Source organism: Streptomyces sp. NPDC059740 (assembly GCF_042733155.1).
Lineage (GTDB): Bacteria > Actinomycetota > Actinomycetes > Streptomycetales > Streptomycetaceae > Streptomyces.
The window spans coordinates 240,720-266,326 of sequence record NZ_JBHWGP010000002.1 but is presented as its reverse complement, the minus strand read 5'-3'; the positions used below and the strand labels follow the sequence as shown (position 1 = coordinate 266,326).

The 25,607-nt window shown below is 74.4% G+C and carries 22 protein-coding genes; 9 read left to right on the top strand and 13 right to left on the bottom strand.

Annotated elements, in window-relative coordinates:
- Positions 1–47: 47 nt before the first annotated feature.
- Positions 48–569 (top strand): universal stress protein, encoded by a 522-nt coding sequence (locus tag ACFV3R_RS03895; protein ID WP_385574971.1) that lies wholly within the window; start codon positions 48–50, stop codon positions 567–569.
- A gap of 744 nt (positions 570–1,313) precedes the next feature.
- Here ACFV3R_RS03895 and glmS read toward each other — a convergent pair.
- Together glmS and ACFV3R_RS03885 are read right to left on the bottom strand one after the other, a co-directional pair.
- Entirely contained in the window at positions 1,314–3,170 is a 1,857-nt protein-coding gene (glmS, locus tag ACFV3R_RS03890) for a glutamine--fructose-6-phosphate transaminase (isomerizing) (RefSeq protein ID WP_385574966.1), read from the bottom strand.
- A 92-nt stretch (positions 3,171–3,262) separates the two neighbouring features.
- Entirely contained in the window at positions 3,263–3,538 is a 276-nt protein-coding gene (locus ACFV3R_RS03885; protein ID WP_385574963.1) for a hypothetical protein, read from the bottom strand.
- A 395-nt stretch (positions 3,539–3,933) separates the two neighbouring features.
- On the opposite strand from ACFV3R_RS03885, the gene ACFV3R_RS03880 reads away from it, so the two are divergent.
- On the top strand, positions 3,934–5,589 hold the full coding sequence (locus tag ACFV3R_RS03880) for a beta-N-acetylhexosaminidase (protein WP_385574959.1): 1,656 nt from the start codon (positions 3,934–3,936) through the stop codon (positions 5,587–5,589).
- A 485-nt stretch (positions 5,590–6,074) separates the two neighbouring features.
- Here ACFV3R_RS03880 and ACFV3R_RS03875 read toward each other — a convergent pair whose 3' ends face one another.
- The 6 genes from ACFV3R_RS03875 to ACFV3R_RS03850 form a co-directional block, all read right to left on the bottom strand.
- Complete coding sequence (locus ACFV3R_RS03875) at positions 6,075–7,373, bottom strand: SGNH/GDSL hydrolase family protein (RefSeq protein WP_385574953.1); 1,299 nt, start codon at positions 7,371–7,373, stop codon at positions 6,075–6,077.
- A gap of 223 nt (positions 7,374–7,596) precedes the next feature.
- Entirely contained in the window at positions 7,597–8,418 is an 822-nt protein-coding gene (locus ACFV3R_RS03870) for a class I SAM-dependent methyltransferase (RefSeq protein ID WP_385574949.1), read from the bottom strand.
- A gap of 146 nt (positions 8,419–8,564) precedes the next feature.
- Positions 8,565–9,725: an acyl-CoA dehydrogenase family protein gene (locus ACFV3R_RS03865; protein WP_385574945.1), complete on the bottom strand. Its 1,161-nt coding sequence runs from the start codon at positions 9,723–9,725 to the stop codon at positions 8,565–8,567.
- Positions 9,726–9,813: 88 nt separating this feature from the next.
- Positions 9,814–10,776, bottom strand: a complete 963-nt coding sequence (locus tag ACFV3R_RS03860) for a hydroxymethylglutaryl-CoA lyase (protein ID WP_385574942.1) — start codon at positions 10,774–10,776, stop codon at positions 9,814–9,816.
- Positions 10,773–12,863 (bottom strand): biotin carboxylase N-terminal domain-containing protein, encoded by a 2,091-nt coding sequence (locus tag ACFV3R_RS03855; protein ID WP_385574937.1) that lies wholly within the window; start codon positions 12,861–12,863, stop codon positions 10,773–10,775. The genes ACFV3R_RS03860 and ACFV3R_RS03855 overlap by 4 nt, the downstream gene beginning before the upstream one ends.
- Positions 12,864–12,877: 14 nt before the next feature.
- Complete coding sequence (locus ACFV3R_RS03850; protein ID WP_385574934.1) at positions 12,878–14,521, bottom strand: carboxyl transferase domain-containing protein; 1,644 nt, start codon at positions 14,519–14,521, stop codon at positions 12,878–12,880.
- Positions 14,522–14,670: 149 nt separating this feature from the next.
- Here ACFV3R_RS03850 and ACFV3R_RS03845 point away from each other — a divergent pair, with 149 nt between their 5' ends.
- Positions 14,671–15,324 carry a TetR/AcrR family transcriptional regulator gene (locus ACFV3R_RS03845; protein ID WP_385574930.1) on the top strand — a complete coding sequence of 218 codons (654 nt, stop codon included), beginning with the start codon at positions 14,671–14,673 and terminating at the stop codon, positions 15,322–15,324.
- A 39-nt stretch (positions 15,325–15,363) separates the two neighbouring features.
- Positions 15,364–15,855 carry a DUF4276 family protein gene (locus ACFV3R_RS03840; RefSeq protein WP_385574925.1) on the top strand — a complete coding sequence of 164 codons (492 nt, stop codon included), beginning with the start codon at positions 15,364–15,366 and terminating at the stop codon, positions 15,853–15,855.
- A gap of 106 nt (positions 15,856–15,961) precedes the next feature.
- Here the strand turns inward: ACFV3R_RS03840 and ACFV3R_RS03835 are convergent, their stop codons facing one another.
- Both ACFV3R_RS03835 and ACFV3R_RS03830 read right to left on the bottom strand, forming a co-directional pair.
- Positions 15,962–16,369, bottom strand: a complete 408-nt coding sequence (locus ACFV3R_RS03835) for a PIN domain nuclease (protein ID WP_385574920.1) — start codon at positions 16,367–16,369, stop codon at positions 15,962–15,964.
- The gene (locus tag ACFV3R_RS03830; RefSeq protein ID WP_385574917.1) at positions 16,366–16,626 is read right to left on the bottom strand and encodes a type II toxin-antitoxin system VapB family antitoxin; all 261 of its coding nucleotides are present in this window, start codon (positions 16,624–16,626) and stop codon (positions 16,366–16,368) included. Before ACFV3R_RS03830 ends, ACFV3R_RS03835 begins: the two co-directional genes overlap by 4 nt.
- Positions 16,627–16,928: 302 nt before the next feature.
- Between ACFV3R_RS03830 and ACFV3R_RS03825 the strand changes: the two genes are divergently transcribed.
- The 3 genes from ACFV3R_RS03825 (at position 16,929) to ACFV3R_RS03815 (ending at position 19,785) form a co-directional block, all read left to right on the top strand.
- Positions 16,929–18,086 (top strand): acyl-CoA dehydrogenase family protein, encoded by a 1,158-nt coding sequence (locus ACFV3R_RS03825; RefSeq protein WP_385574913.1) that lies wholly within the window; start codon positions 16,929–16,931, stop codon positions 18,084–18,086.
- A gap of 130 nt (positions 18,087–18,216) precedes the next feature.
- A complete protein-coding gene (gene tesB, locus ACFV3R_RS03820) occupies positions 18,217–19,116 on the top strand; it encodes an acyl-CoA thioesterase II (protein ID WP_385574909.1) in 900 nt (299 codons plus the stop codon).
- A 261-nt stretch (positions 19,117–19,377) separates the two neighbouring features.
- A complete protein-coding gene (locus ACFV3R_RS03815) occupies positions 19,378–19,785 on the top strand; it encodes a MerR family transcriptional regulator (protein WP_385574904.1) in 408 nt (135 codons plus the stop codon).
- A 96-nt stretch (positions 19,786–19,881) separates the two neighbouring features.
- On the opposite strand, the gene ACFV3R_RS03810 is transcribed toward ACFV3R_RS03815, so the two are convergent.
- The 3 genes from ACFV3R_RS03810 to ACFV3R_RS03800 form a co-directional block, all read right to left on the bottom strand.
- Entirely contained in the window at positions 19,882–20,673 is a 792-nt protein-coding gene (locus tag ACFV3R_RS03810) for a phosphatase (protein WP_385574898.1), read from the bottom strand.
- Between the two features lie 172 nt (positions 20,674–20,845).
- Positions 20,846–21,547 carry a DUF305 domain-containing protein gene (locus tag ACFV3R_RS03805; RefSeq protein ID WP_385574893.1) on the bottom strand — a complete coding sequence of 234 codons (702 nt, stop codon included), beginning with the start codon at positions 21,545–21,547 and terminating at the stop codon, positions 20,846–20,848.
- Between the two features lie 138 nt (positions 21,548–21,685).
- Complete coding sequence (locus tag ACFV3R_RS03800) at positions 21,686–22,162, bottom strand: DUF6153 family protein (RefSeq protein ID WP_385574890.1); 477 nt, start codon at positions 22,160–22,162, stop codon at positions 21,686–21,688.
- Between the two features lie 373 nt (positions 22,163–22,535).
- On the opposite strand from ACFV3R_RS03800, the gene speB reads away from it, so the two are divergent.
- Together speB and ACFV3R_RS03790 are read left to right on the top strand one after the other, a co-directional pair.
- Positions 22,536–23,567 carry an agmatinase gene (speB, locus tag ACFV3R_RS03795; protein WP_385574886.1) on the top strand — a complete coding sequence of 344 codons (1,032 nt, stop codon included), beginning with the start codon at positions 22,536–22,538 and terminating at the stop codon, positions 23,565–23,567.
- 168 nt (positions 23,568–23,735) lie between these two features.
- Positions 23,736–25,355: a penicillin-binding transpeptidase domain-containing protein gene (locus ACFV3R_RS03790; RefSeq protein ID WP_385574883.1), complete on the top strand. Its 1,620-nt coding sequence runs from the start codon at positions 23,736–23,738 to the stop codon at positions 25,353–25,355.
- The last annotated feature ends 252 nt before the right edge of the window (positions 25,356–25,607 follow it).

Here is a 25,607-nt window from a genome sequence, read left to right as displayed (position 1 = left end):
TTGTCCGTCGTTCCCTCACCCCGAGGGCCTCACCCGCCGAGACTCACATGGCCGGTCACGAGATTCCCGAACCCGCGGACCGCAGGCAGGTCGCCGACCCCCTGGCGGACCTCAAGGCGGCGGAGCGCCGACGTCACTCCTGCGATCCCGCTTTCCTGCACGGCGTGGTCGTCGGCTTCGACGGCTCGACGTCGAGCGAACGTGCGCTGTCGTACGCCATCGGCCTGGCCCGGCGAGGCGGCTCCGGCCTGGTCGTCGTGCACGTCGCCAACCGGCTGCCCACCACCGTGTGGGCGGGCTGCGAGCCCCCGGTCTTCGCGGACGTGCCGGACCACCGCACCGAGGTCCTCGGCCTGGAACTGGCCTGTGCCGACCACCTCTCCGACGTGCCCTGGGTGCTGGTGGAGCGGGGCGGCGACATCTGCCACGAGCTGGAGGAGGTGGGGGAGGAGTACGCCGCGGACGCCATCGTGGTCGGCTCCACCCACGGCCTCGTGGGGCGGATCTTCGGCTCGGTCGCCGGCCGGCTGGCCCGCCGGGCCCAACGCCCCGTCATCGTCATCCCCTGACGTCGTCGCCGTCACCTGGTGCCGGCGCTCTCGCCTGGTCTCGTCGCCGTGCCCTGACGGCTCGTCGCCCTGACGGCCCGTACCCCGGCGCGCCCGGGCCCTCCGGGTGCTCCGCGCCGGACCGTTGCCCAGCCCGGCGGTACATGGCGCTCCGTCAGATGCGGTCCTTGCGCGGACGGTTCTGCCGCGGACGGCTCTGCCGCGGCCGTCACGTCAACCGGCGTACGTCCTCTGACGTCCCCTCCGCGGGCGAAGCGCTCGCAGAGCCGGTGAGTGCCGTCCTCGGCGCGCCCTCGCGTCCCCCGCCTGTGTAAGGGGTCCTTGCCATATGCCCGCCCGGGCCGCGTGGTCTGGCACTGCACCTCGCGGCGTTGCCGAAAAGCCCTGGTAGCTCCGCTACGAGGACTCTCCGGCGCCTTGCGATGCACGGCACCGGACCACGCGACCTCATCGGACGCTCATCTTGCAAGGACCCCTAAGGCGCCCCGCTGCGGGCCTGTGCGCCCCTCGTCGCCGGGTGCTGCGCGGGCGCCCGCAGGCGGCGCGGAGCCCGGACCCCGGGGTGGGGCCGGGCTGCGCGCGGGCCGGTGATCTCCGTGGCACGAGCGGGGTGCTGAGAACGCCTGGACGCAGAACCGTTTCAGCCGTCCCGTTTCGTTCCCGTTCGCAAAACCGGGGCGGTGCCGGGAGGCCGTGGGGCGGGTGGCCGGCGCGGTCCCGCCGGCCCACGGCCGCGGGTGGCTGCTACTCCACCGTCACCGACTTGGCCAGGTTCCGCGGCTTGTCGATGTCACGGCCCAGGGCGGTGGCCGTGTGGTACGCGAGGAGCTGCAGCGGGATGCCCATGAGGATCGGGTCCAGCTCGACCTCGTTCTTCGGCACCACGATGGTGTGGTCGGCCTTCTCCTGCTCCTGGTGGGCGACCGCCAGGATCCGGCCGCTGCGGGCCTTGATCTCCTCCAGGGTCGCCCGGTTCTTCTCCAGCAGGTCGTCGTCGGGGATGATCGCCACCGAGGGGACGTCGGGCTCGATCAGCGCCAGCGGTCCGTGCTTGAGCTCGGAGGCCGGGTAGGCCTCGGCGTGGATGTAGGAGACCTCCTTGAGCTTGAGGGAGGCCTCCAGCGCCACCGGGTAGCCGCGGACCCGGCCGACGAACATCATCGAGCGGGCGGTGGCGTAGTGGGCGGCCAGCGCCCGGATGTCCTCCTCCTGCTTGAGCACCTCGGTGATCTGCTCGGGCAGCCGGCGCAGACCCGCGATGATGCGCTTGCCGTCGGAGACCGACAGGTCGCGGATGCGGCCGAGGTGGAGCGCCAGCAGGGCGAAGGCGACCGCGGTGTTGGTGAAGCACTTGGTCGACACCACGCAGACCTCGGGCCCGGCGTGCACGTACAGCCCGCCGTCGGTCTCCCGCGCGATGGCGCTGCCCACCACGTTGACCACGCCCAGCACCCGGGCGCCCTTGCGCTTGAGCTCCTGGACGGCGGCGAGGGTGTCGTAGGTCTCGCCGGACTGGCTGACGGCGATGTAGAGGGTGTCGGGGTCGACCACCGCGTTGCGGTAGCGGAACTCGCTGGCGGGCTCCGCGTCGGCCGGGATGCGGGCCAGCTCCTCGATGAGCTGCGCCCCGATGAGGCCGGTGTGGTACGCCGAGCCGCAGCCGAGGATCTTCACCCGGCGCACCCCGCGTGCCTCGCGGGCGTCGAGGTTGAGGCCGCCGAGGTGGACGGTGGAGAACCGGTCGTCGATCCGGCCGCGCAGCACCCGGTCCACCGCGTCGGCCTGCTCCGCGATCTCCTTGTGCATGTACGTCTCGTGGCCGCCCATGTCGTAGGACTCGGCCTCCCACTCCACGGTGGTGGGCGCGGCGGAGGTGGTGGAGCCCTCGGTGGTGTAGGTGCGGTAGTCGTCGGCCTTGAGGGTGGCCATCTCGCCGTCGTCGAGGGTGACGACCTGCCGGGTGTGGGAGACCAGCGCGGCGACGTCGGAGGAGACGAACATTTCCTTCTCGCCGATGCCCAGGACCACCGGCGAGCCGTTGCGGGCCACCACGATGCGGTCGGGGAAGTCGGCGTGGAGCACCGCGATGCCGTAGGTGCCCTCGATGTGGCGCAGCGCCTCGCGGACCTTCTCCTCCAGCGTGGGCGCGTCGGACCGGGCGATCAGGTGGGCCAGGACCTCGGTGTCGGTCTCGGAGACCAGCTCGATGCCCTCGCCGCCGAGGCGGGCGCGCAGGTCGGAGGCGTTGTCGATGATGCCGTTGTGGACGACGGCGACCCGGCCGGAGGCGTCGGTGTGCGGGTGGGCGTTGGTGTCGCCGGGCGCGCCGTGGGTGGCCCACCGGGTGTGGGCGATGCCGGTCGTACCGGGGAAGCGCTTGGGCAGTCGCGCCTCCAGGTCGCGCACCCGGCCCTTGGCCTTGGCCACCCGCAGCTCACCGGGACCGGCGGCTGCGGCCTTGGCGCCCCGGCCGCTCCTGGCGGAGCCGGACTGCACGGCGATGCCCGCGGAGTCGTAACCGCGGTACTCCAGCCGCTGGAGGCCCTCCAGCAGCAGGGGCGCGGCCTCGCGCCTGCCGATGTAACCGACGATTCCGCACATGGTGCCTCCTGGAGGTTTCGGGGTTGGACGTTCCCGTTCCGGCTCGGCGGCCCGCCCGCACGCGGGGCCACGGGAGCCGGACGGCGGTCGGGTCAGCCGTAGACCAGACGCCGGAGCTGCCGGTGGGACAGCTCCGGGGGCGCCACCGCGCGGTGCGGCAGCTCCTCGGCGATGCGCTCGAAGATCGCCTCGTTGCGCAGGCCGCGGGCCTGGAGCTCGCGGTGCCTGCGCCGTACGAAGTCGGCGGCGGTCTCGTCGAAGTAGGCGAGCACGTCCCACACCACCCGGGTGGCCTCGCCGCGGTCCAGCGGCGTGGTGCGGGTCAGATGGTCGACAAGGTCATCATGGGGCGAGCGGCGATCGAGCACTCGTTGATACTGCGTTTCTCCGACCAGGTTTGCAACATTTCTGCCCGATATCGGGCAGGAGTGGGGCTGGAAGAGGGGCGAGCGGCGCGCCAGGTGTCGCGCCGGGGTGCCGGGTGGCCCTGCGGTGAAGGGCCCGTGCAGGTCCCGTCCTCCCTCTCCCGTCGTGACGCTTGACCACCCCCGGGCCAGACGGTACGCATGGTGATCGCCCGATCACCGCGGCCTCCCGCCGCTCCCGCAGCCCGGCCCCGGCCTCACCGCCGCTCCCGCCGGGCCCGGCCCGACAGCGGGGACGCGGTGCGCGGCGCCGCTCCACCGCACGCCCTGGGAACGCAACGCACCACCGGGCGGCGCACAGCCCGTGCGCCGTCCGCACGCCTGCCGAAGGGACGTCCATGCACCGCAGCAGAGTGCTGGCCGCACTGCTCCTGACCGCGGCGGCCGGCCTGTCCGGAGCCACCGTCGAACCCGCCTCGGGTGCCACGGCGACGCACGGCCACCCCACCACCCCGTCGGCCGCCGAAGCCGCCCCCACCCCGCTGACCGGCATCATCCCCGCCCCCGCCCACGCGAGCCCCGGCGGGACGCCCTACACGCTGACCACCCGTACCCGGGTCCACGTTGCGGCCCCCGGCGGCCAGGCGCGGGCGGCCTCCGCCGTCGCCGACGACCTCGCCCGGCTGCTGCGTCCCGCCACCGGGTACCGGCTGCCGGTGTCGGCGAGGGGCGGCACGGTCCGCGGCGACCGGGGCATCGAGCTGCGCCTGGGCGGCCGGGCCACCGACGGCCTGGGCGCCGAGGGCTACCGCCTGACCTCGGGTGCCCACGGCGTGGAGATCGCCGCGGCGAAGCCCGCCGGCCTTTTCCACGGCGTGCAGACACTGCGCCAGCTGCTGCCCGCCGCCGTCGAGCGGCACAGCGCGCAGCGCGTGCGCTGGACCGTGGCCGGCGGGACCGTCACCGACACCCCGCGCTACGCGTACCGGTCCGCGATGCTCGACGTCTCGCGCCACTTCCTGACCGTGGCCCAGGTCGAGCGCTACCTCGACCACCTCGCCCTGTACAAGGTCAACACCCTGCACCTGCACCTCTCCGACGACCAGGGCTGGCGGATCGCCGTCGACTCCTGGCCGAAGCTGGCCACCTACGGCGGCTCGACCGAGGTGGGCGGCGGTGCGGGGGGCCACTACACCAAGGCCCAGTACCGGGAGATCGTGCGGTACGCGGCGGACCGCTTCGTCACCGTGGTGCCGGAGATCGACATGCCGAGCCACACCAACGCCGCCCTCGCCTCCTACCCCGAGCTCAACTGCGACGGCGTCGCCCCGCCGCTGTACACCGGCACCGAGGTCGGCTTCAGCTCGCTGTGCGTGCCCAAGGCCGTCACCTACGACTTCGTGGACGACGTGATCCGGGAGATCGCCGCGCTGACCCCCGGGCCCTACCTGCACATCGGCGGGGACGAGGCGCACTCCACCAGCCACGAGGACTACGTCACCTTCATGGACAAGGTGCAGCCGGTCGTCGCGAAGTACGGCAAGACGGTGGTCGGCTGGCACCAGCTCACCGAGGCCCACCCCGTTCAGGGGGCCGTCGCCCAGTACTGGGGATACGACGCGACGAGCGCCGCGGAGCGCAAGCAGGTCACCGACGCGGCGAAGAACGGCACGCGGCTGGTCATCTCGCCCGCCGACCGCTCCTACCTCGACATGAAGTACGACAAGGACACCCCGCTCGGCCTGAGCTGGGCGGGCCTGGTCAGCACCGAGCGCTCCTACGACTGGGACCCGGGCACCTACCTGCCGGACGCCCCCGCCTCGTCCGTGCTCGGCGTCGAGGCGCCGCTGTGGACGGAGACCCTCTCCACCGACGCCCAGCTCGACTACATGGCCTTCCCCCGGCTGCCGGGCATCGCCGAGCTGGGCTGGTCACCGGCCGCCACCCACGACTGGGACGCCTACCGGGTCCGCCTGGCCGCGCAGGCGCCGCGCTGGGACGCGCTGGGCATCGGCTATTACCGGGCCCCGGACGTGCCGTGGGGGCAGCGGTGAGGGGCTGACGCAGGGGCGGCGGGCCGGAGCGGAGGTGCCCGGCTGCGGCCTGCCGCCCCGCCACGTGGAAGGCGCCCGCCCCTGGTGCCGGGCCGGCGGGCGGGACCGCTCAACCTGACTGTCCCGCGGGCAGGTTGAGCGCGCCAGACCCGGATGGCCGCACAGGTGCTCACCGCGGCGGCGTCCGGGACCTGGCGTCCGGGCGACCTGGGCGTCCACCCGATCGGCTTCGGCGCGATGCGGCTGCCGCAGACCGGCGAGGCGCTCGTGGCCGAGGCCGTGCCCCGCGACCGGGACCAGGCGATCGGTGTGCTGCGCCGCACGGTCGGACTCGGCGTCCACCAGGGGACGGCTTCCAGCGCGGCGGGAGGTGACGGGCCGGGTCGGGCGGTCGGCGAGGAGCGGGAGACGGCGGTGGTCGACCGCGTGGCCGGGAGGCCGGCCGGTGCCCGGGTCCGCCCGCCCGGCCGTCCCACCCGGCCCCCTCACAGGCCTTCGCGGTCCAGCACGGCGGCCACCTCGCGTGCCAGCACGTCGTACCCCTCGTCGTTCGGGTGGAGGCCGTCGCCGCTGTCGTACCGGGGTGCGAGACGGTCGGGGTCCGAGGGGTCGGCGAAGGTGTGGTGCAGGTCGACGACCGCGTCGAAGGCGCCCGAGGTCCGGATCCAGTGGTTGACCTCGGCACTCACCCGCCGGGCGTGGGGCCCCCAGTGGTCCGAGGTGCCGAACGGCAGGAGGGTGGCGCCGACCACCTTGACGCCGGCCGCGTGCGCCCGCTCGATCAGGTGGCGGTAGCCGGCCTCCAGGGACGCGGCCGACACCGGGGTGTCGGGCTTGTACGTCGGCTGGTCCGCGGTCTCGCTGAAGCCGATGTCGTTGACGCCCTCCAGGACCACGGCGGTGCCCGTGCCGGGCTGTTGCAGCACGTCGCGGGCGAACCGGCCGGTGCCCCGGGGGCCGTACCAGGCCGAGTCGTTCAGGAGCAGGTTGCCGCCGATGCCCGCGTTGACCACCGGGCGGTGGGTGCGGGCGGCGAGCCGGTCGGAGTAGCGGTGGTCCGTGTTCGGTGTGGAGGCGAAACCGTCGGTGATCGAGTCGCCGAACACCGCCACGCCGCGCCGGTCCGTGCTGCCGCCGGTGACGTCGACCCCGCTGAGGTAGTACCAGGACTGCGTGGTCTGCCCGAAGGCCTCGCCCCGCATGTCGCCGCGGTGGTCGCCCTCGGCCCGGTAGGTGTCGGCGAGCGCCTGGGCGTGGAAGGTGGCGGGCCCGGTGGTCCCGGCCAGGTAGAGCGTCACCGTCACCGAGCGGGGTGCGGTGAGGTCGAGGGGGGCGGGGTCGCTGGCGGCGGTGCGGCCGGCGGGGAGGACGGTGCCGGCGGCGCCGTGGAAGGTGAGGTGGCGGACGGTGCCGGGGACGACGGCGGCCCCGCCGGCGGAGAGGGCAAGGGTGGCGCCGGTGAGGTGCAGGGCGCTGAGGCCGTAGACGTTGGAGAGTCTGATGCGCGCACGGTCGCCGGTGGCGGTGACGTGGACGACCTGGCGCAGCGTCTGGCGGGAGAACCCCTCCTGGGACCAGTTGGGGGTGAAGCCGGTACTGGGTGGCTGGGGCGAGGCCGCCCATCCGGCGACCCAGGTCCGTGGTCCCGTCTCGGCGGGTGCGGCCGAGGCGGGGGAGGCGCCGGTGGCGAGCAGGGCAGCTGCCGCCGTGCCCGCCGCGAGGCGCCGGAGCGGGGCGGTGGGGGCGGTGCGCTGGGAGGCGGGAGCGGAATCGGAGCGGGACATGGCAGACAACCCCTCGGTGTTAACGGGTTTGAGGTTCCGTTAGCTCGGACCATACGTCACCGAGAGGCGTAAAGGGAACTTGAATCCCTTTAGTGGGTGGGGCGAGGTGCCGGCGTCGGGTGCGGGTGCGTGCGGACGTGCGGTTCCGCGACGCCGGTCACGTCCGGAAAAGGGGTCGGTGCTCCGGCGCGGCGCCCGGGAGGGGGCCGGGTGCGGGTGGCCGTCAGCCGTCCTGCCGTGGCACCCGCCCGCAGGCCACCAGTGCCACGTGCGGCAGTACCAGACCGCCGTCGGCGTCGGCGAACTCCGCACTCAGCGCCTCGTAGTGGCGCCGGACCTCGGCGGCCTTCTGCGGCGGCTGGCGCACCAGGAGCTGCCCGGTCGAGGCCACCCCGGCCGCGGTGCCGCTCCACCACTCCTCCAGGGTCGTGCGGTGGGCGATGGCGACCGGTTCGCAGTGGACGTCCGCGAGGCCGGCCGCGGTCAGCAGGTGGGCGAAGCCCTCGGCGGTGCGGGGGAAGTCCTCCGCCGGCTCGACGCGCACCGGGCCGCCCGGGGGCCGGACGCCGGCCTCCCGCAGCGCGCGGGGCAGCAGGTCCCGCCCGGTGCCGCCCGGACTCTCCCAGATGCTCAGGGCGACGCGGCCGCCGGGGCGGACCACTCTGGCCAGTTCGGCGAGGCCGGCCCGGGGCCGCCCCACGTGGTTGAGGACGAAGTTGCCCGTCACCGCGTCGAAGGCGGCGTCGGTGAAGGGCAGGTCGGGCACGCAGGCCAGCCGGACGTCCGCCTGCGGTGCCCGGCGGGAGGCCGCGGCCACCATGCTGGGTTCCGCGTCGACGGCGCTGACCACGGCACCCCGGGCGCAGGCCGTCGCCGCCACCGTGCCCGTGCCGGTCCCCACGTCCAGGAGCCTGACGCCCGGCCCCACGCCGGCGGCGTCCAGGAGGTGGTGCACGGTGTGGGCGCAGAGTTTCGCGAAACTCCCGGCGTACGCGTCGGCCTTGCCGGCCCACTGTCGCCGCTCGATGGTGTCGAAATCCGTCATCCTCGTGATCCTGCCAGGGGGCCCGGCCCGCACCGGAAGGTTTCGGACCGCCTGTCGCGGTGCGAACGGGTGGTGGTCGGTGAGGAGTCGGCCACGCCGTGGGCGCCCCGGCCGGGCCGCGGGGGCCGGCCGGGGCGCGGGGAGGGTCAGGCGGAGAGCCCCAACTCCCGTGCGATGAGCATGCGCTGCACCTCGCTGGTGCCCTCGCCGATCTCCAGGATCTTCGCGTCCCGCCACATCCGGGCCACCGGGTACTCGTTCATGAACCCGTAGCCGCCGTGCACCTGGGTGGCCTCGCGGGCGTTGGTGACGGCCACCTCCGAGGAGTACAGCTTCGCCACCGCCGCCTGCCGCTTGAAGGGTTCGCCGTGCACCAGCCGGGACGCCGCGTCCCGCCAGGCCAGCCGGGCCGTGTGGGCGCGCATCTCCATGTCCGCGATCTTGAACTGGATCGCCTGGTGGGATCCGATCGGCCGGCCGAACGCCTGCCGGGTGCGGGCGTAGGACACCGACTCGTCCACGCAGCCCTGCGCGAGACCGGTGGCGAGCGCGGCGATGGCGATCCGCCCCTCGTCCAGGATGCGCAGGAACTGGGCGTAGCCGCGCCCCTCCTCGCCCAGCAGGTTGGCGGCCGGTACCCGCACGTCGGAGAAGGAGAGTTCACGCGTGTCGGAGGCGTTCCAGCCGACCTTGGAGTACGGGGCGGCGACCGTGAAGCCGGGGGTGCCGGAGGGCACGATGATCGAGGAGATCAGCGGCCGGCCCCCGTCGGTGTGCCCGGTGACGGCGGTGACCGTGACCAGGCCGGTGATGTCGGTACCGGAATTGGTGATGAAGCACTTGGTGCCGTTGATGACCCACTGGTCGCCGTCGCGGACGGCGGTGGTGCGGGTGGCGGAGGCGTCCGAGCCGCCGTCCGGCTCGGTCAGCCCGAAGGCGCCCAGCACCTCGCCGGCGCACAGCTTCGGGAGCCACTCCCGCTTCTGCTCCTCGGTGCCGAAGTGGTACAGCGGCATCGCGCCCAGCGAGACGCCGGCCTCCAGGGTGATGGCCACGGAGGAGTCGACGCGGGCCAGTTCCTCCAGCGCCACGCCGAGTGCCAGGTAGTCACCGCCCATGCCGCCGTACTCCTCGGCGAACGGCAGCCCGAACAGGCCCATACGGCCCATCTCGCGGACGATGTCGTAAGGGAAGGCGTGGTTCTCGTAGTACTCGCCGATGCGGGGCGCGACCACGTCGTGGGCGAACGCCTCGACGGTGCGCCGCAGTTCCTCGAGTTCCTCGGGGAGGCGGTGGTCCAGGGACATGGTTCTCACTCCTCGTCTCGCACCTTCCGGCGCCGTGGGTCACAGCACCCGGGGTGTGGCGTTCGCCCGCGGGCCCCGCCGGTGGGTCTCACTCGGCGGGGGTCAGGGCGCGTACGGTCCGCGACGGGCTCGGCCGGCCCAGCCGGGCCGCCATCCAGACGCTGGTGGCGACCAGCGCGTCGAGGTCGACGCCGCTCTCGATGCCGAGGCCGTCGAGCATCCACACCAGGTCCTCGGTGGCGAGGTTGCCGGTGGCGCTCTTGGCGTAGGGGCAGCCGCCGAGACCGCCGGCGGAGGCGTCGACGGTGGTGACGCCGCTCTGCAGGGCGGCCAGCGTGTTGGCGAGCGCCTGCCCGTAGGTGTCGTGGAAGTGGACGGCGAGGCGCTCGGTGGGCACGCCCGCCTCGTTCAGCGCGGCCAGCACCGCGGTGACCTGGCCGGGAGTGGCCACCCCGATGGTGTCGCCGAGGCTCAGCTCGTGGCACCCGAGGTCGAGCAGGGCGCGGCAGACCCGGACGACCTGGGCGGCGGGCACGCGGCCCTCCCACGGGTCGCCGAAGCACATCGAGAGGTAACCGCGCACCCGCAGGCCGGCCTCCCGGGCGCGCTGCACCACGGGCGCGAACATGGCGAGCGCGGTGTCCACGGTGCGGTTGAGGTTGGCGCGGGCGAAGGACTCGGTGGCGCTGGCGAACACCGCGACGTGCCGGGCACCCAGCTCCAGGGCCCGGTCCAGGCCCCGCTCGTTGGGGACGAGGACCGGCAGGTCCACGGGTGCGGCGGGGGAGAGGGGGTGGGCCAGGTCGGCGACGGCGGTGAAGAGGTCCGCGGCGTCGGCGAGCTGCGGCACCCACTTGGGGTGGACGAAGCTGGTCGCCTCCACGGTGCTCAGCCCGGCCCCGGCGAGACGGCGGACGAACTCGGCCTTCACCTCGGTGGGTACCACCGTCGACTCGTTCTGCAGGCCGTCGCGCGGCCCGACCTCGTGGATGCGCACCCGCGGGGGCAGGCCGGCGGCGGGCACCGGCTCGGGCAGTCCGGGAGCGGTCATGAGGGTTGTCCCTCCGGTGAGGCGGCGGAGACGGGCGGTGCGGGCAGCCGCACCGGGTCGGGGGTGCCGGCGGCGTCCGGCTGCCCGGCGCTGTCGTCGGGGGTGACCTCGGCGAGCACCTGGTCCATGGCGACCGCAGTGCCGGGGGAGACCTCCAGCGCGGTGACGGTCCCGTCGTGCGGCGCGGTGACGAGGTGCTCCATCTTCATCGCCTCCACCACCAGCAGCCCCTCGCCGGCGGTGACGCGGTCGCCGACGGCCGCCTTGACGACGGTCACGGTGCCCGGCATCGGGGCGGTGAGGGCGTCCACGCCCTCCGGCCGGGCCGCGGCGCGCAGCGTCTCGGCCACCGGGTCGTGGTCGGCGACGTGCCAGGTGTCGCCGTCCCGGCCGAGCCAGTCCCCGGCGTGGCGGAAGGTGTGGGTGACGCCGTCGAGGGTGACGGTGACCCGGTCGCCGTCGACGAGGCCCTCGCCGCTGGCCTGCACCGGCTCGTGGCCGGGCACCCGCACCCAGAACGCCGGGGGAAGCGACGGCCCGCCCAGCCGCCAGCCGTCGGCGGAGTCGAAGGGGTCGCGCCAGCCCCCGGCGACCGGCTCCGGCGCCAGACGGGCCCGGCGCACGGCCGCCGCCGCGGCGTAGACCTCCGGAGGAACCTCGGCGTCCACCAGCGTCGCGGCGTCCCGCTCCACCAGCCCGGTGTCGAGGTCGCCGGCGGCCACCGCGGGGTGGGCCAGCAGGCGGCGCAGGAAACCGGCGTTGGTGGCCACGCCCAGGGTGAGGGTCGCGCCGAGTGCCGAGCGCAGCGCCGCCAGGGCGCTCGCCCGGTCCGGGCCGTGCGCGATGACCTTGGCGAGCATCGGGTCGTAGAGGCTGCCGACCTCCGTGCCCACCGCCAGGCCGGAGTCGGTGCGTACCCCCGGGCCGTCCGGCTCGTGCAGCGCCAGGACGGTGCCGCCGGACGGCAGGAAGGCGGGGCGGCCGTCGCCCGCGGGGGGCGGGGTGCCCGGGGCGACGGTCTCCGCGCAGATCCGCGCCTCGATCGCGTGGCCGGTCAGGGTGACGTCGTCCTGGGCGAAGGGCAGCCGGCCGCCGGCGGCGACGCGCAGCTGCCACTCGACCAGGTCGAGGCCGGTGACCAGCTCGGTGACGGGGTGCTCGACCTGGAGGCGGGTGTTCATCTCCATGAAGAAGTGCGTGCCGGGGTCGTCGCCGGGGACGATGAACTCCACGGTGCCGGCGCCCCGGTAGCCGCAGGAGCGGGCGGCCGCGACCGCCGCCTCGCCCATCGCCGCGCGCGTCGCCTCGTCCAGCAGGACCGAGGGGGCCTCCTCGATGAGCTTCTGGTGGCGGCGCTGCAGGGAGCACTCGCGCTCGCCCAGGTGCAGGACGGTGCCGTGGCCGTCGGCGAGCACCTGGATCTCGATGTGGCGCGGCCGGTCCACCCAGCGCTCCACCAGCAGCGTGTCGTCGCCGAAGGAGCCGCGCGCCTCGCGGCGGGCCGCGGCGATCTCCTCACCGAGCCGGGCCTCCTCCCGCACCAGACGCATGCCCTTGCCGCCGCCGCCCGCCGACGGCTTCAGCAGCACCGGCATGCCGATCTCCCGCGCGGCCTCGGCGAGTTGCGCGTCGCTCAGGCCGCTGCCGGAGGAGCCGGGAACGACCGGGACACCGGCGGCGGCGACCGTCTCCTTGGCGCGGATCTTGTCGCCCATCAGCGCGATCGCCTCGGCGGACGGCCCGACGAAGACCAGTCCGGCCGCCTCGCAGGCGCGGGCGAACGCGGCGTTCTCGGCGAGGAAGCCGTAGCCGGGGTGGACGGCCTGGGCGCCGGTGCGGCGCGCCGCGTCCAGGACGCGGTCGATGTCGAGGTAGCTCTGCGCCGCCGGGGCCGGGCCCAGCCGCACGGCGGTGTCGGCCTCGCGGACGTGGCGGGCCTGCGCGTCGGCGTCGCTGAAGACGGCGACGGACCGGATGCCCAGGGCGCGCAGCGTGCGGATGACGCGGACCGCGATCTCCCCGCGGTTGGCGACCAGCACGGTCTCGAAGAGGGGTACGTCCAGGGGGTGTCGGGTGGTGCCGGGCATGGTGGACATCCCTCTCACATCCGGAAGACGCCGAAGCCCTGCGCGGCCGAGTCCCGGGCCGGCAGGGGCGCGTTGGCGCAGGCGGTCAGGGCGAGGCCGAGGACCCGGCGGGTCTCCAGCGGGTCGATGACGCCGTCGTCCCACAGGCGGGCGGTGGCGTAGTAGGCGCTGCCCTGCTCCTCGTACTGGGCGCGCACGGGGGCCTTGAAGGCCTCCTCGTCCTGGGTGGACCACTCCTCGCCGCGGGCCTCGAACTGGTCGCGGCGGACGGTGGCCAGGACGGAGGCGGCCTGTTCGCCGCCCATCACGGAGATCTTGGCGTTCGGCCACATCCACAGGAAGCGCGGCCCGTACGCCCGGCCGCACATCGAGTAGTTGCCGGCGCCGTAGGAACCACCGATCACCACGGTGAGCTTGGGGACGCGGGTGCAGGCCACCGCCGTCACCATCTTCGCGCCGTGCTTGGCGATGCCGCCGGCCTCGTAGGCGCGGCCCACCATGAAGCCCGAGATGTTCTGGAGGAAGAGCAGCGGGATGCCGCGCTGGTCGCACAGCTCGACGAAGTGCGCGCCCTTCTGCGCCGACTCGCCGAAGAGGATGCCGTTGTTGGCGACGATCCCCACCGGGTGGCCGTGGACGTGGGCGAAGCCGGTGACCAGCGTCGTGCCGTACTCGGCCTTGAACTCGGCGAACCGGGAGCCGTCCACCACCCGCGCGATGACCTCGCGCACGTCGTAGGGGGTGCGGGAGTCGACCGGCACCACGCCGTACAGGCCCGCCGGGTCCACCTTCGGCTCCACGGGCGTCGCCACCCGCCAGGGCAGCGGGGGCCGCTCGCCGAGGGTCGCCACGATGTTCCGGACGATAGCCAGGGCGTGGGCGTCGTCCTCGGCGAGGTGGTCGGTGACGCCGGAGGTGCGGGAGTGGACCTCGCCGCCGCCCAGGTCCTCGGCCGAGACGACCTCGCCGGTGGCGGCCTTCACCAGCGGCGGGCCGCCCAGGAAGATGGTCCCCTGGTTCCGTACGATCACGGCCTCGTCGCTCATCGCCGGCACGTAGGCGCCGCCGGCGGTGCAGGAGCCCATGACGGCCGCGATCTGCGGGATGCCGGCGCCCGACATGCGGGCCTGGTTGTAGAAGATGCGGCCGAAGTGCTCGCGGTCGGGGAAGACCTCGTCCTGCATCGGCAGGAAGGCGCCGCCGGAGTCGACCAGGTACACGCACGGCAGGCGGTTGTCCAGGGCGATCTCCTGGGCCCGCAGGTGCTTCTTGACGGTCATCGGGTAGTACGTGCCGCCTTTGACGGTGGCGTCGTTGGCGACGACCATCACCTCGCGCCCCGAGACCCTGCCCACGCCCGCGACCACGCCGGCCGCCGGCGCCGCCCCGTCGTACAGGCCCTCCGCGGCGAGCGGGGCCACCTCCAGGAAGGGCGAGCCCGGGTCCAGCAGGGTGTCCACCCGGTCGCGCGGCAGCAGCTTGCCGCGCGCGAGGTGGCGCTGCCGGGCCCGCTCGCCGCCACCGAGCCGGGCGGCGGCCAGCCGCTCGTGCAGCTCGGCGACGAGGGCGGTGTGCGCGGCCTCGTTGGTCCGCCAGGAGTCCGACGTCGGATCGGCGGTGCTGGTCAGCACCGGTGCGCCGTTCCTGGAGTCCGTCACCACACGCGCCCCCTTGGTCGCCGTCTTGCCAGGACCGTGCCGCAGGGGCGGGATCGCCGCCCCCGGACCGGTCGCCGTTAGTCATCGTTAACCTCCGGCCCGCTCCCCAGGTTAACGACCGCTAACGCGGCTGTCTACAATGAGATGCCATGAGTGGTACCCGAGCCTCGTCACCTGCGGCGGCCGGCCCGTCCGGCCCCGAAGCGCCCTCCTCCCGGCCCGCCGCGCCCCCCGCGGGTGGCCGGCGCGGCCAGATACTGCGCGAGGCCGCGCGCCTGTTCGCCGAGCGCGGGTTCCACGGCGTGGGGGTGGACGAGATCGGCGCGGCGGTCGGCATCTCCGGCCCCGGGCTCTACCGCCACTTCGCGGGCAAGGACGCCATGCTCGCCGAACTCCTCGTCGGCATCAGCGAGCGGCTGCTGGCCGGCGGCCGGGAGTGCGTGGACTGCGGCGGCGCGGGCCCGGAGGAGGTGCTGGACGCGCTGCTGGCCGGCCACATCGACTTCGCGCTGGAGGACCGGGCGCTCATCACCGTCCACGACCGCGAACTGGACCGCCTCCCCGAGGCCGGCCGCCGCCGGGTGCGCCGGCTCCAGCGCGAGTACGTCGAACTCTGGGTCGGCGTCGTCGGCCGCGCCCACCCCGGCGCCCCCGAGCCCGAGGTGCGGGCCTGCGTGCACGCCGTCTTCGGGCTGCTGAACTCCACACCCCACCTCTCACGGCCGGACGCGCTGCCGGGGCGCGAGGCGATGGCGGGACTGCTGCACGGGATGGCACGGGGGGCGTTCGCGGTGCTGGGGTAGGGGGCGGAAGTTGAGCCCGGGAACCACCTGTACGCGACGGTGCTGCCGGGGCTGGCGCAGCAGTGCCGGATCTCCGGCGACAAGTCGCAGGTGCTGGTGACCACGCACTCCCACGACTTCTTCACCTCCTGCAAGCCGCAGGAGGTGAAGGAGCAACTCGACGCGTTGGCGCGCGGCGCCGGCCTCACTCCTCGCGCCGACAGCCCGGCAGCCGGCTCGTTCACGGTCCTCAACCGCATCGCCATGCGTGAGTGGGAGAGCTGGTACTTCGGCGACTGGCCCGCGGTCCGGGCGGGCTTCCCGAAGGTCGCCCGGGAGGCGCCGCGCTCCTACCGGGGCAACCTGGACGTGGTCGCCGGCAAGTGCTCGGACGCCTTCGAGAAGGTGCTGTTCGCGGGCGGTGTGCGGCTGCCGTCGAAGCCCGGGTGGGGCCGGCGCGTGGGCCCGCACCTGAAGCTGGAGGGCAACAGGTCGCCGAGCTTCCGGGCGTTCGTCGCGGGCGTGAGGGAGATCGCCGGCATCCGGACGTGACGGGGACGCGGGCCGCAGAGGGCCCGCCCGCCGGGTGGGAGTGAGGGTGGGGGCGGAACCGGCGCTGCGGGCCCGACCCGGCCGGCGGGACCGGAAGGCTCCCGCCCTACCTCAGGTCGATCATGTGGACCGGCTGACCCGTGGTCCGGGCCACCGTGTCGAAGTCGTGGTCGTAGTGCAGCAGCACCAGGCCCGCGGCCTCCGCGGTCGCGGCCAGGAGGAGGTCCACGGGGCCTGCGCTGCGGTGCTCGCCCCGTCCGGTGAGCTGCCCCTGCACCTCCAGAGCTCGCCGGTAGGCTCCGTCGGGCATCGGGCACCACGTGAAGAGCCGCAGGCGCTCGCTCAGCAGAAGCCTTTCCTTCGCCGAGCGTGCGGAGTAGAGGACTTCGAGCTCCGTGAGGTCGCAGAGGGAGACCAGCCCGGCAGCGGCGTGCTGCTCCCACTCCTCCGTCGTCTGCCGCAGCAGCATGCGAGCCAGCGCCGAGGTGTCGATCAGGTAGTTCGCCGGCGTCATACCGCGGCGTTCCCCCCGGAGCCGCGACCGTCTGCTGCGGCACCGCTCCGGTAGTTCTGCTTGTCCAGCAGGAAGTCGGCGTCGAGGAGGCCGTCCGCCGCGAATTCCTGCAGTTCGCGCAGTGCGCGGAGTCGCTGGTTGCGTTCCACGACCTCGCGCAGTGCGGTGTTGACGGTGTCGCGCTTGGTGGAGGTGCCCAGCTCCTTGGCGGCTGCTTCCAGCGCCTCGTCGTCGAGGTCGATGACCGTGCGGCTCATGGCACCCCTTCGGGAGGTGTCGGGAGGTGTATATCAAAGTCAACGGTACCGTATATATCGAGTAGCTGGGGATCGATGTCCGGGCCTGAGGCGTCCTGGTCGCCCACGGCCCGGCCGCGTGCCGAGTGCCACCTGCGCACCCCCTGGACAGGGCCGCTACCGGCAGGTAGCTTGCGTGACTGAGCAAGCGCTTAGGTGGCGGCGGTTCCGAGGTCGCCACGGCAACCGTCATCAGGTGAGCAACCCCGGCCGGGACATCCGCGTGGACGGCGGCGGGGCAGTCGTGGAGGAGGTCGGCCGCTATGCGCCGCACGGTGTACAACGAGGACCACGAGGCGTTCCGCAGCACCCTTCGGGCCTTCGTCGAGAAGGAGGTCGTCCCGGTCTACGACGAGTGGTACCAGGCCGGCCAGGCACCCCGGGACTTCTACTACAAGCTGGGCGAGCTGGGCGTCTTCGGCATCGAGGTGCCCGAGGAGTACGGCGGCGCCGGCGAGGAGACCTTCAAGTACCAGGCCATCGTCAGCGAGGAGTGCGCCCGCGCCGGCGTCTCCTTCGGCGGCAGCGGCGTCCACGTCGCGCTCTGCCTGCCCTACCTCAAGGCCTACGCCACCGAGGACCAGAAGAAGCGCTGGCTGCCCGACTTCGTCACCGGGCGCACCATGTTCGCCATCGCCATGACCGAGCCCGGCACCGGCTCCGACCTCGCGGGCATGAAGACCACCGCCAAGCTGTCCGAGGACGGCACCCACTACGTCCTCAACGGCGCCAAGACCTTCATCACCGGCGGCGTCCACGCCGACCGCGTCATCGTCTGCGCCCGCACCTCCGCGCCGAAGGAGGACGACCGCAGGTTCGGCATCTCCCTGCTGGTGGTCGACACCAAGGCCGAGGGGTACGCCGTCGGCCGCAAGCTGGACAAGCTCGGCCTGAAGACCTCCGACACCGCCGAACTCTCCTTCACCGACGTCAAGGTGCCCGTGGAGGACCTCCTCGGCGAGGAGAACAAGGGCTTCTCCTACCTCGGCCAGAACCTGCCGCAGGAGCGCCTGGGCATCGCGGTCGGCGCCTACGCCCAGGCCGCCGCGGCCGTCCGGTTCGCGCAGGGCTACGTCCAGGACCGGACCGTCTTCGGCAAGACGGTGGCCTCCTTCCAGAACACCAAGTTCGAACTGGCAGCCTGCAAGGCCGAGGTGGACGCGGCCGAGGCCGTCGTCGACCGCGCGCTGGAGGCCCACGACGCCGGTGAGCTGACCGCCGCCGAGGCCGCGTCGGCCAAGCTGTTCTGCACCGAGGTCGCCCACCGCGTGATCGACCGGTGTCTGCAACTGCACGGCGGTTACGGCTACATGAACGAGTACCCGATCGCCCGTCTGTACGCCGACAACCGCGTCAACCGCATCTACGGCGGCACCAGCGAGGTCATGAAGATGATCATCGCGAAGTCGATGGGGCTGTAGGACCGCAGCCGGACCAGGGCGGTGCCGCGTGTCCGGCGGCACCGCCCTTAACGTTGACGGGCACACACAGGAGACGGCGCGGGCCGGCGGACGTACCGGACCGCGCCGCACGGCACGAGGGTGAGGACGCGTGGACGAGGGACTGAGGACGCTGCTGGACCTGCTCGACCTGGAGCGGATCGAGCAGGACATCTACCGCGGGCAGAGCACCGCCGCGGTGGTGCCCCGCGTCTTCGGCGGCCAGGTCGCCGCGCAGTCGCTGGTGGCGGCGGGCCGCACCGTCCCGGCCGACCGCGTGCCGCACTCCCTGCACTCCTACTTCCTCCGCCCGGGCGACCCCGGCGCACCGATCGTCTACACCGTCGACCGGCTCCGCGACGGGCGCTCCTTCACCACCCGGCGGGTCTCCGCGGTCCAGCACGGCCGGCCGATCTTCCACCTCACGGCCTCCTTCCAGGTGCACGAGGAGGGGCTCACGCACCAGGAGCCGATGCCGGCCGCGCCCGACCCCGAGACGCTGCCCACGGCCACCGAGCAAATGGCCAAGTACGCCGACCGGTTCGCCACCCCCGAGCACCTGCCGCGCCTGACCGAGGCCCGCGCCGCGATCGACCTGCGGTACGTCGACGCCCCGCCCATCGCCAGCGTCGGCGAACCCCGCGACCCCCGCTCCCAGGTCTGGTTCCGCACCCAGGGCGCGCTGACGGGCGAGATCGACCAGCCGCTGCTCCACCTGTGCCTGGTCACCTACGTCTCCGACATGACGCTGCTGGACTCCATCCTGCTGGCGCACGGCCGCGGCGGCTGGGCGGCCGGTGACGTCGTCGGCGCGAGCCTGGACCACGCCATGTGGTTCCACCGGCCGCTCCGGGCCGACCAGTGGCTGCTCTACGACCAGGAGTCGCCGACCGCGCAGGGCGGTCGCGGTCTCGCCCGGGGGCGCATCTTCACCCAGGACGGCCACCTCGCGGTCTCCGTCATCCAGGAGGGCCTGATCCGGGTCCCCTGGGACGAGCAGCGCAACAGCTGAGGTCCCCTGCCCGGTCCGCGGGCTGAGGTTCCCCGGCCCGGCCGGGGCCGGGGTCCGCGCTCGTCGAGGGCGGGACACCTGCCGGGAGGGGCCGGTGGGGCCGACTGGGGAAGACCGTCGTGGCCGGCGCGAGCAGGGGCTGTTTCCAGTCCGTGGAAAGTTCTGCACGGACGGTCACGGTTGTGGTGTCATCGCCCATGCCGCGCAGGGTTGACCGTTCACGCCGGTGTGCGGTCGAGCGGCTGCGAAGGGGGCGGTCACATGCGGATCGGAGAGCTGGCCGAGCGGACGGGAACCCCGCGCCGGCTGCTGCGCTACTACGAGGAGCAGGGGCTCGTCGTCGCGGACCGGGGTACGAACGGCTACCGGTCCTACGACGAGGCGACGGTGGACCGGGTCCGGCAGATCCGCGGACTGCTCGACGCGGGCCTGCCGACCAGGATCATCCGGCAGATACTGCCCTGCCTGGACCGGCCGCGCGCCGTCCACCTCCCCGACGCCACCCCCGAGGTGCTGGCCGCGCTGGAGCGCGAACGCGACCGGATGACCGAGCGGATCGGCTGCCTGACCCGCAACCGGGACGCCATAGCCGACTACCTGGACGTCGTGCGCCGCGGCGCTCCCGCCGCCGCCGTCCCCGGTCCGCGGGAGGGCGCTGGGGCGTCCTGAGGTACCTGCCCGTCCGCCGCGGCTTCCCGCCGTCCTCGCGGGTGTCCGTCGCCGCACCCGGAGCCGGGGAGCCGGCCTGCGCTCCGGGCGGGGCGGTCACCGCAGCCCGGCGGCGTCCAGCAGGTAGGCGGTGAGCGGGTCGTAGTGGCGGGGGCTGAGCACGTGGTCGTCGAGGGGGACGGTCACCTGCAGGGTGCCCTCGGCCTCGGCGAGGAAGAGCGCCGGGTCGTTGCAGTCGGCGAAACCGATGGCGTCCAGACCGCGCTGGGCCGCGCAACCCGCCCAGCCGTGGTCGGCCATGACCAGGTCGGGCAGCGGCCGGCCCTCCCGCGCCAGCCCGTCCAGGATCGCGGCCATGGGGTCGGGGGAGTGGGTGTGCCACAGGGTCGCGCCCCGCTCCAGCATCGCCACGTCCGCGAACTGGAAGACCATGCCCTCGGAGGTGGACAGGCCCTCCGGCACGGCCATCACCTCCACGCCGCGGGCCCGCAGCGCCTCGGCCGTCGCGCGGTGGACGTCCAGCAGGCCCCCGGGGTGGCCGGTGGCGAACAGCACCCGCTCGCCGCCCGCCACCGCCTTGCGCAGCCGTGCCGCGGCCCGCTCCACCGCGTCCACCGTCAGCTCGGGGTCGATGGTGTCCTGCCCCTGCCGGTGGTCCGGGTCGTCGACGACGCCGCACCGCTCGGCCATGACCGCCAGCACGTCCTGCTCGTCCGTCCAGCGGTCGCCCAGCTCCAGGCCGAGCCAGTAGTGGCGGTCGCCGTTGGCGAGCTTGCGGTAGTGGGAGAGGTTGTTCTCGCGGGGGGTGGCCACGTCGCCGGCGATGCGGGTGCGCACCAGATGGGCGACGAGGTCCGCGCGACTGGGGGCGGAGGGCAGTATCGGCATGGTGCCATTGTCGCGCGGACCTCCGACCGGGGAGCGGCCGGTCCGGAACTCGGGTGAACGGGGGCGCCTCCCGACCGGGGGACGGCCGTCGGGCCCCGGCGGCTGCCGCGGGGCGGAACCGGCCGGTACCGGCGGGCGGTGGCGGGTGCGGCCACCGCCCGCCGGCGCCCGGTCACTCCCCGAGCATCTTCTCCATCTGCCTGATCTCGGCGGTCTGGGAGGTGGCGACGGACCGCGCCAGCGCCCTGGCCGGGCCGTAGGCGCCCTTGGCGCGCTCGTCCCGGGCCATGTCGACCGCGCCCTGGTGGTGGCCCACCATCATCTTCAGGAAGGCCGTGTCGAAGGCGGCACCCGAGAGCTTCGCGAGCTTCGCCATGTCCGCGTCCGACATCATGCCGTCCGTGGCGTGGCCGGAGTGGCCCGCACTGTCGCCCGTGGCGCCCGTGGCGCCCGTGTCACCCGTGCCGTCCGTGCCGGGCGTCGTGGGAGCGCCGGAGGGGCCGGCGGACGGGGTGTCGGAGGGGACGTGCTCCCCCCAGGCCCTCAGCCAGCCGGACATGGTGGTGATCTCCGGGCCCTGGGCCTTCCGGATCCGGGCGGCCAGGTCCTTGAGCTGCTGCGACTTCGCCCGTGACGGGACGAGACCGGCCATGGCGAGAGCCTGGCGGTGGTGGGGGATCATGTGCTGCGCGAAGGCCACGTCGCGGGCGTTGTGGGCGTCGGCCGTCGCGCTCGCCGCGGCGGAGGGAGCGGCGTCGTGCCCGGCGTGGTCGGGCGAGTCGGTGCCGGCGCCGCAACCGGCGAGCACCACCGCGGCGGTGACGGCGGCAGCGGCGGCTGTGGCCCGGCGGGCCAGGGGGTGGGAGGGGGTCATGGTGGGACAACTCCTTGGACGGCGCCCGCCGGGGGCGCCGCGCATCGGCTGGTGGGGGAACGCCTGGCGCACGGCGCGCGCGTACCGGCCCGGGGCACCGGGCGGTGCCGGCCGGGCGGTGGGGCCGTGCGGGCGCTCCTACACCCGTAGGAGCTGCAGTTCGGCCAGGTCGGGCGGGGCCCGCCCGCCGGAACCTGCGAGGAGGACAGTCCCCCCGGCGCCTGCGGGCGCGCCGGTCGCCGCGAAGGCGTCGGCGGCCGGCGCGGGCGGGGCGTAGGCGCTGCTGGTCCCGTCTGCCGCGCAGGTGCTGCTGCCGTGGCAGGCCTCGCCCCCGACGGCCGCCGCGTCCGGACCGCCGGCGTGCACGTGGTGACGGGCGGCGGGGGCCCGGTCCGCAAAGGAGCCGTGAGCGGGGGAGGAGGCCGAGGGGGCCAAGTGGCCCCGGGCGGGGTGCGGGGCTGCGGTGAAGGTGTGCTCCCCCGCGGACGGCATGCCGTCCGGGGCCAGGGCGTGCATCCCCAGCAGTCCCACCAGTACCGCCAGGACCAGCGCAGCCCACCCGGGCGCCGCACGGCGCACCTGGGGAAGACGACTGGTCCCGGACACGGACGCCATGCTACGGGCCGCCCGCACGGGCGGCGTTGACGGGGCGTTCCGAGCGCCGGGTGGGATCGGCGGGGTCCGAGGAGCCCTCACCGGTCCGGTCCGGTCGCGGTCGACGCCGGCCGCAGACCGGATGACGTCCGAGGCGGACCGGCGGGAGACGAAGCGGTACCGGCCGGGCGCGTCGAGCTGTCGGACGGGTGGGCGGACGGACGGAACGGCAGGCCGCGTCCACGTCGCGGGCCTCGCGTCACCCGGACGCGGCTGGTCGGCGCCCCGGGCCCCACCGGCAGGGCGACCGGCTGGACACCGTGTCCACCGCCGCGTGCCGGGCTGGCGCCCGCGTCCATGGTGGTGGGCGCCCGGGCCTCCTAGCCTCGCCGCCATGACGACCTCCGCCGCCTCCGGCCCCACCGCTGCCGCCTCGCCCGCCCCGACCGCCCCGGTCGGCCCCGTCGACTCCTCCCGCGTGCCCCGCTACGCCGGGCCGGCCACCTTCGCACGGCTGCCCCGCATCGACGAGGTGGGCGGCCGGGCGGACGTCGCGGTCGTCGGCGTCCCCTTCGACACCGGCGTCTCCTACCGGCCCGGCGCCCGCTTCGGCGGCAACGCCGTCCGGGAGGCGTCCCGGCTGCTGCGCCCCTACAACCCGGCGCAGGACGCCTCGCCGTTCGACCTCGCCCAGGTCGCCGACGCCGGGGACATCGCGGTCAACCCGTTCTCCATAGACGAGGCGGTGGAGACGGTCGAGGGCGCCGCCGACGAACTGCTGGCGAGCGGCGCGCGCCTGATGACACTGGGCGGCGACCACACCATCGCCCTGCCGCTGCTGCGCTCCGTCGCCCGGCGGCACGGACCGGTGGCGCTCGTCCACTTCGACGCGCACCTGGACACCTGGGACACCTACTTCGGCGCGGCCTACACCCACGGCACGCCCTTCCGCCGCGCCTTCGAGGAGGGGCTGCTCGACACCGCCGCCCTCTCCCACGTCGGCACCCGCGGTCCCCTCTACGGCAAGGCCGACCTGGACGAGGACGCGCGGATGGGCTTCGGCATCGTCACCTCCGCCGACGTGATGCGCCGCGGCGTCGACGAGGTCGTCCAGCAGCTGCGCGAGCGCGTCGGCGACCGGCCGCTGTACGTCTCCGTCGACATCGACGTCCTCGACCCGGCGCACGCCCCGGGCACCGGCACCCCCGAGGCGGGCGGGCTCACCTCCCGCGAACTGCTGGAGATCCTGCGCGGCCTGGCCGACTGCCACCTGGTCTCCGCCGACCTGGTGGAGGTGGCCCCGGCCTACGACCACGCGGAGATCACCTCGGTGGCCGCCTCCCACACCGCGTACGAGCTGACGACCGCCATGGCCCGGCAGATCGCCGCCGGGCGGACCGCAGGGGCGGACGGCGAGACGGGCTGACCCCGCGGCCCCCTTCAGTGTTCCGGCCACCGGGAGAGCGATTTCCGGTCATCACCGCGCACACCTGTCACTTCGTGCCACTTCCGTTATGTCAGGGCCACGCCGGACAACCACCGTTCGCGTAATGTCCCGGGCGTGCGGCAGGGGGCCGGACAGGGGAGGGGACCGATGCGCAGGGTCGGCAGAGTCGTGCTGGGGACGGCGGCCACCGCGGTGGTGGCCGCGCTCGGCGTCGGCGGCTACAACATCTACTCGGCGCTGGACGACGACGGGACGGACTCCGGCCCCGTCGCCGCCACCCACCACGCCGGCCCGGCCACCAAGGCCGAGATCCGCACCACGGCGCACGACTTCCTCGCCGCCTGGCAGGCGGGCCGGTGGGAGACGGCCAGCCGGCTCACCGACAACCGGCCGGGCTCCCTGTCGGAGCTGCGCGCCCTGGCCAAGACCGCCCACCTGACCAGGTTCACGCTGAAGCCGGGCGCGGTCACCGGGGACCACGTCGCCTTCCACGTCACGGCCACCGTCTCCGCGGCCGGCCACCACGGCACCTGGGCCTACGACTCCTCCCTCCACGTGGTGCGGGGAGCCACCACCGGCCTCCCCCTCGTCGACTGGCAGTCCGCCGTCATCAACCCCGCCCTCGCCCGGGGCGACACCCTGGAGACGGGCGAGGGCGCACCGTCGGTACGGATCGCCGACCGCGCGGGCCGCTCCCTCGACCCCGCCGAGCTGCCCTCGCTGAGCGCGCTCCTCCCGGCGCTGCGCGATCGCTACGGCGACAAGGCAAAGGGCACCGGCGACATCGGGGTGGCGGTGCACAAGGCGGACGGGACCTACGGCAAGAACCTGTTCACCCTCGTGAAGGGGAAGACGGGCACGCTGCGCACCACCCTGGACGCCCGGGTGCAGCGGGCCGCGGAGGACGCGGTCGGCCGCTACCGGCAGGCCTCGGTCGTGGTGGTGCAACCCTCCACCGGCGACGTCCTGGCCGTCGCCAACCACCGCGACGACGCCTTCGACGCCGCGCTCCAGGGCCGGGTCGCCCCGGGCTCCACCATGAAGGTCATCACCGCGGCGATGCTGCTCGACAAGGGCCTGGCCACCGCCGGTGGCCCCCTGCCCTGCCCGAACACCGTCATGGCGGGCGGCCGGAGCTTCCACAACGAGGAGGACGGCATGCGCAGCGGGACCATGGCGGACGCCTTCGCCGAGTCCTGCAACACCGCCTTCCTCGGCACCGCCGGCAAGGTGGCCCCCGGCGACCTGGCCAAGGAGGCCCGTGAGGTCTTCGGGCTGGGCACCGACGCCGACTGGACGGCCGGCGTCGTCACCTTCGACGGCTCGGTGCCCGCCGACGACGGCGCGGACGGCGCGGCCGAGCTGATCGGCCAGGGCCGCGTCCAGATGAACCCGCTCACCATGGCCTCGGTCGCCGCCACCGTCGCCGCCGGCCGGTTCCACCAGCCGGTCCTCGTCCCGCCCACCCTCGACGGCCGCGAGCCGGCCACCGCCTCGCGGAGCCTGTCACCCGGCGTCCAGGCACAGCTCAAGAGCATGCTGCGGCGCACCGCCGTCTCCGGCACCGCCGCGCCCGCCATGGGCTCCCTGCGCACCGGGGACTTCGGGGCGAAGACCGGCTCGGCCGAGGTAGACGGCCACGCCACCTCCGACAGCTGGTTCCTCGCCTACCACGGCGACGCCGCCGCGTCCGCCATGGTGCAGGGCGGCGGCCACGGGTACGCCGCGGCGGGTTCGGTCGTCGCCCGGGTGCTGGGCGCCTCCTGAGACGGGGCGGGCGGCGCCCGCCCCGACCGACCTCCGCCTCTTCCGCCCGCCGCCCGTCCGGCCCCGCCCGCACCTGCGGGCCGCCGTACCGGAGCAGTGCCGCCCGGCCGCGCACGGTGCCGCCGTCCACCCGGCTCCAGGCCCCCCGGACCGCTGCGTTGCGCACCCGCCGGGGCCGTGGCGTCCCACCGTGTGAGGCTTCGCGCCCCGTCCGCGCCGGTGCCGGGGCGGCCGGAGGATGAAACTCTGGCC

What these genes read in the sequence shown, in the direction of transcription:
- ACFV3R_RS03870 (WP_385574949.1), bottom strand. Translation starts at nt 8,418, where the DNA reads ATGACGGATTTCGACACCATCGAGCGGCGACAGTGGGCCGGCAAGGCC.
- ACFV3R_RS03810 (WP_385574898.1), bottom strand. Translation starts at nt 20,673, where the DNA reads ATGCCGATACTGCCCTCCGCCCCCAGTCGCGCGGACCTCGTCGCCCAT.
- ACFV3R_RS03875 (WP_385574953.1), bottom strand. Translation starts at nt 7,373, where the DNA reads ATGTCCCGCTCCGATTCCGCTCCCGCCTCCCAGCGCACCGCCCCCACC.
- ACFV3R_RS03865 (WP_385574945.1), bottom strand. Translation starts at nt 9,725, where the DNA reads ATGTCCCTGGACCACCGCCTCCCCGAGGAACTCGAGGAACTGCGGCGC.
- ACFV3R_RS03790 (WP_385574883.1), top strand. Translation starts at nt 23,736, where the DNA reads ATGCGCAGGGTCGGCAGAGTCGTGCTGGGGACGGCGGCCACCGCGGTG.
- glmS (WP_385574966.1), bottom strand. Translation starts at nt 3,170, where the DNA reads ATGTGCGGAATCGTCGGTTACATCGGCAGGCGCGAGGCCGCGCCCCTG.
- ACFV3R_RS03880 (WP_385574959.1), top strand. Translation starts at nt 3,934, where the DNA reads ATGCACCGCAGCAGAGTGCTGGCCGCACTGCTCCTGACCGCGGCGGCC.
- ACFV3R_RS03835 (WP_385574920.1), bottom strand. Translation starts at nt 16,369, where the DNA reads ATGACGCCGGCGAACTACCTGATCGACACCTCGGCGCTGGCTCGCATG.
- ACFV3R_RS03860 (WP_385574942.1), bottom strand. Translation starts at nt 10,776, where the DNA reads ATGACCGCTCCCGGACTGCCCGAGCCGGTGCCCGCCGCCGGCCTGCCC.
- ACFV3R_RS03825 (WP_385574913.1), top strand. Translation starts at nt 16,929, where the DNA reads ATGCGCCGCACGGTGTACAACGAGGACCACGAGGCGTTCCGCAGCACC.
- ACFV3R_RS03830 (WP_385574917.1), bottom strand. Translation starts at nt 16,626, where the DNA reads ATGAGCCGCACGGTCATCGACCTCGACGACGAGGCGCTGGAAGCAGCC.
- speB (WP_385574886.1), top strand. Translation starts at nt 22,536, where the DNA reads ATGACGACCTCCGCCGCCTCCGGCCCCACCGCTGCCGCCTCGCCCGCC.
- ACFV3R_RS03895 (WP_385574971.1), top strand. Translation starts at nt 48, where the DNA reads ATGGCCGGTCACGAGATTCCCGAACCCGCGGACCGCAGGCAGGTCGCC.
- ACFV3R_RS03805 (WP_385574893.1), bottom strand. Translation starts at nt 21,547, where the DNA reads ATGACCCCCTCCCACCCCCTGGCCCGCCGGGCCACAGCCGCCGCTGCC.
- ACFV3R_RS03800 (WP_385574890.1), bottom strand. Translation starts at nt 22,162, where the DNA reads ATGGCGTCCGTGTCCGGGACCAGTCGTCTTCCCCAGGTGCGCCGTGCG.
- ACFV3R_RS03845 (WP_385574930.1), top strand. Translation starts at nt 14,671, where the DNA reads ATGAGTGGTACCCGAGCCTCGTCACCTGCGGCGGCCGGCCCGTCCGGC.
- ACFV3R_RS03815 (WP_385574904.1), top strand. Translation starts at nt 19,378, where the DNA reads ATGCGGATCGGAGAGCTGGCCGAGCGGACGGGAACCCCGCGCCGGCTG.
- ACFV3R_RS03855 (WP_385574937.1), bottom strand. Translation starts at nt 12,863, where the DNA reads ATGCCCGGCACCACCCGACACCCCCTGGACGTACCCCTCTTCGAGACC.